This is a genomic window from Streptomyces sp. NPDC059456, assembly GCF_042750055.1.
Lineage (GTDB): Bacteria > Actinomycetota > Actinomycetes > Streptomycetales > Streptomycetaceae > Streptomyces.
Genome location: NZ_JBHYVA010000768.1, coordinates 1 through 3789 on the forward strand (window position 1 = coordinate 1; position 3789 = coordinate 3789).

General features: G+C 70.6%; 5 protein-coding genes. 2 read left to right on the top strand and 3 right to left on the bottom strand.

Going from position 1 to position 3789, the window contains the following annotated elements:
- A partial coding sequence (locus tag ACFXA3_RS38085; RefSeq protein WP_385195161.1) for a PIG-L family deacetylase occupies nucleotides 1–431 on the bottom strand: 431 nt, incomplete at its 3' end.
- Nucleotides 432–551: 120 nt separating this feature from the next.
- On the opposite strand from ACFXA3_RS38085, the gene ACFXA3_RS38090 reads away from it, so the two are divergent.
- Nucleotides 552–974, top strand: coding sequence for a DUF4307 domain-containing protein (locus ACFXA3_RS38090; RefSeq protein WP_385195164.1), 423 nt, complete (start codon nucleotides 552–554; stop codon nucleotides 972–974).
- 136 nt (nucleotides 975–1110) lie between these two features.
- Nucleotides 1111–1608, top strand: coding sequence for a transcription elongation factor GreA (greA, locus tag ACFXA3_RS38095; RefSeq protein ID WP_327285103.1), 498 nt, complete (start codon nucleotides 1111–1113; stop codon nucleotides 1606–1608).
- An 88-nt stretch (nucleotides 1609–1696) separates the two neighbouring features.
- On the opposite strand, the gene ACFXA3_RS38100 is transcribed toward greA, so the two are convergent.
- Nucleotides 1697–2554 (bottom strand): ABC transporter permease, encoded by an 858-nt coding sequence (locus tag ACFXA3_RS38100; protein WP_385195168.1) that lies wholly within the window; start codon nucleotides 2552–2554, stop codon nucleotides 1697–1699.
- Nucleotides 2551–3642 carry an ATP-binding cassette domain-containing protein gene (locus ACFXA3_RS38105; protein ID WP_385195171.1) on the bottom strand — a complete coding sequence of 364 codons (1092 nt, stop codon included), beginning with the start codon at nucleotides 3640–3642 and terminating at the stop codon, nucleotides 2551–2553. Before ACFXA3_RS38105 ends, ACFXA3_RS38100 begins: the two co-directional genes overlap by 4 nt.
- Nucleotides 3643–3789 lie beyond the last annotated feature (147 nt).

Consider the following 3789-nt stretch of genomic DNA (forward strand, 5'->3'; position numbering starts at 1 on the left):
GGGGCGGGGGGGGGCCCCCCGACCCACTCGTCGCCCGGGGACCCCCCCGGCGCCGCGCCGGCGCGTATCATCGCCCCCCGGCCGCCCCCCCCCTCGTCCACGTCTTCGAGGGCGAAGCAGCCCTCGGGCAGCGGGGGCAGCGGGTCGCCCTCCGGGAGGCCGGAGTCGACGTAGCCGAGCCACTCCTGCTCGATGCCGAGGATCTGGCGGGCCTCGTCCATCTCCTTGGCGCGGACCTCGTGGATGTTCTCCTCGATGTACTTGTCACCCTGGAGCTTGGGGTTGAGGATCGAGCCGCGCTCGCCCCCCGTGCAGGTCACCACCAGCACGGGAACCCCCTCGGACACGTACTTGGCCATGGTGGCCGCGCCCTTGCTCGACTCGTCGTCGGGGTGGGCATGGACGGCCATCAGTCGAAGCTGCTCGGTCAAGACAGGATCCTCTTTGAGTCGTCAGGGCATACGCCTCCTATAGTGACCGAATCGGGGGGTGGAAAAATTCCGGGGCTGCCCCCGGGATTGTGGACTCCGGCCCTCCGAAAGGAACGATCAATGAGCGCGGTGCGCGAGGGGCTCCCCGAGGGCCGGTACGGCCGGTCCGCGGACGAGCGTGCCGACCGGAAACTCAAGATCGTCGGGTCGGTGCTGGGCGTCGGGCTGCTGGGCCTGGTCGGCTGGATCGGCTGGGACTACGTGGCCGGTCAGAGCGTCAGCGCCGAGGTGATCAAGTTCCAGGTGGTCTCGGCCTCCGAGGTGAAGGTGCACCTGGAGGTGCGCAAGGACGCCGGGGTCACCGGGGTGTGCACCCTGAGCTCCCAGGACGCGGACCACGCCGAGGTCGGCCGGGCCGACTTCACCTTCGCGCAGAAGGGCACGCGCCTGGACGAGATGCTCTCGCTGAAGACCACCGGCCGGGCCACGATGATCGAACTGGTGGGCTGCCAGGCGGCGGGCACCACGCCCGCGCCAAACTGATCTCTTTCCTGCTCACCGGCCCAATGACACACTTCATACACATGGTGTCCTCCCCCTTTTCTTCCCGAATTGTTAGGCTCGTGGTTTCGCCCGCCGCTGGCGGCTTTGTAGTCCCCTGTACCGACGAGGAGCACCCGTGACCCAGACGAGCGAGAGCGTCACCTGGCTGACCCAGGCGGCGTACGACCAGCTGAAGGCCGAGCTGGACTACCTCTCTGGTCCCGCACGCACGGAGATCGCCACCAAGATCGCTGCCGCCCGCGAGGAGGGCGACCTGCGAGAGAACGGCGGTTACCACGCGGCCAAGGAGGAGCAGGGCAAGCAGGAGCTCCGCGTCCGCCAGCTGACGCAGCTCCTGGAGAACGCCAAGGTCGGCACCGCACCCGCCTCCGACGGCGAGGTCGCGCCCGGCACGGTCGTCACGATCGCCTTCGACGGCGACGAGGACGACACGATGTCGTTCCTGCTCGCCTCGCGCGAGTACGCGTCCTCGGACTTCGAGACCTACTCCCCGCAGTCGCCCCTGGGCACCGGCGTGATGGGCAAGAAGATCGGCGAGGACGCCGAGTACGAGCTGCCGAACGGCAAGAAGGCCTCGGTCAAGATCCTCGACGTCAAGCCGTTCACCGGCTGATCACCCCGGTCCGCCAGGACATCGCGAAAGCCCCCGCCGGAAGGATCCGGCGGGGGCTTTCCCGTGCCCGCCCGCCCCGCGCAGGCGTCTAGACGGCCGCCGAGCGGTACTTCCGGACGGAGAGCGTCCGGAAGACCACGACGATCAGCACGGACCACAGGACCGACGCGAGCTCCGGATGCTGCATGGGCCAGGCCGCGGGGGCCTCGTACCCCGGCGGGAGGTTGCCGAACAGCTCACGGGCCGCCTGGACGGTGGCGCTGAACGGGTTCCACTCCGCGAGGGTCCGCAGGAACGTCGGCATGTTGTCGGAGGGGACGAAGGCGTTCGAGATGAACGTCAGCGGGAAGAGCCAGATCAGCCCGCCCGAGGTGGCCGCCTCGGGGGTGCGCACCGACAGGCCGATCAGCGCGCCGATCCAGGAGAAGGCGTAGCCGAGCAGGAGCAGCAGGGCGAAGCCCGCGAGCACCTCGGCGACGCTCGTGTGGGTGCGCCAGCCGACCAGCAGGGCGACCGCGGCCAGGATGACCAGGGTGAAGCTGGTCTGGACGAGATCGGCGAGGGTGCGGCCGGTCAGGACCGCGCCGCGGGCCATCGGCAGTGAGCGGAAGCGGTCGATCAGGCCCTTGTGCATGTCGTCCGCGATGCCCGCGCCGGCGCCGGCCGTGGCGAAGGTGACGGTCTGGGCGAAGATGCCGGCCATCAGGAACTCGCGGTAGGCGGCGGGCGAGGTGCTGCCGTCGACGCTGATCGAGCCGCCGAAGACGTAGCTGAAGAGCACGACGAACATGACCGGCTGGATGATCCCGAAGATGATCATTTCGGGGATCCGGGACATCCGGATCAGGTTCCGCTTGGCGATGACCAGGGAGTCGTTGACGCTCTGGACGACGCCGCCGCGCGGGCGGGGGGCCGCGAGCTGCGGGGTCGGGGAGCTGGTGGTCACTCCGCCGCCTCCTTCGATGCCGGTGCCGATTCCGGTCCCGGCGCCGGTCCCGGCGCCTGGGCCTGCGCCTGCGCCTGGGCCTGTGCCTTGCGGCCGCGGCGGGCCTTGCCGTCCCCCGGACCGGTCTCGCCGTGCTCCTCCTCGGCCAGGGCGGCCGCGTGGCCGGTGAGGGAGATGAACACGTCGTCGAGGGTCGGCCGGCGCAGGCCGATGTCGTCGATCTCGATGCCGCGCGCGTCGAGCTCGCGGATGACCTCGGCCAGCAGCTTGGCGCCGCCGGTGACCGGGACGGTCAGCTTGCGGGTGTGCTCCTCGACGGTGGTCTCGCCCTTGCCGAAGCCCGCGAGCACGGTGCGGGCCTCGGGGATGTGGTCGCGCTCGTGGACCACGACCTCGACGCGCTCCCCGCCGGTCCGGGCCTTGAGCTGGTCGGAGGTGCCGCGGGCGATGACCTTGCCGTGGTCGACCACGCAGATGTCGTGCGCGAGGTGGTCGGCCTCCTCCAGGTACTGGGTGGTGAGCAGCAGGGTGGTGCCGCCGGCCACGAGCTCCTGGATGACGTCCCAGAGCTGCTGGCGGTTGCGCGGGTCGAGGCCGGTGGTCGGCTCGTCCATGAACATCACGGGCGGGCGGACGACGAGTGCGGCCGCGAGGTCCAGGCGCCTGCGCATGCCGCCCGAGTACGTCTTCGCGGTGCGGTCGGCGGCGTCGGCGAGGTTGAACCGTTCCAGCAGTTCGCCGGCCCGCGCCTTCGCCGCCTTGCCGGACATCTGGTACAGCCGGCCGACCATCTGGAGGTTCTCGCGGCCGGTGAGGTACTCGTCGACGGCGGCGAACTGGCCGGACAGGCCGATCGCGCGGCGGACTTCGTTGGGGTGCCGCAGGACGTCGATCCCGGCGACGACGGCCCTGCCGCTGTCGGGCTGGAGGAGGGTGGTCAGAACGCGCACGGTCGTGGTCTTGCCCGCGCCGTTGGGGCCGAGGAGGCCCAGCACGGTGCCTTCGGGGACGTCGAGGTCCACGCCGTCCAGTGCCCGTACCTCGCCGAAGGTCTTGACCAGGCCTTCGGCGTATATGGCGCCTGGCATAGGGATTCTCCCTGGGGGAAGCGGGTCGGCTAACCGGACTTTCCTGGGCAATCTTATGGGCGCCGGGCGGTCGTTGCCCGGTCACCCGACCGGCCGAACGGGACGGCCGAACGGGACGGGCGGGCGGGACGGGAGGGCGGGGCGGGC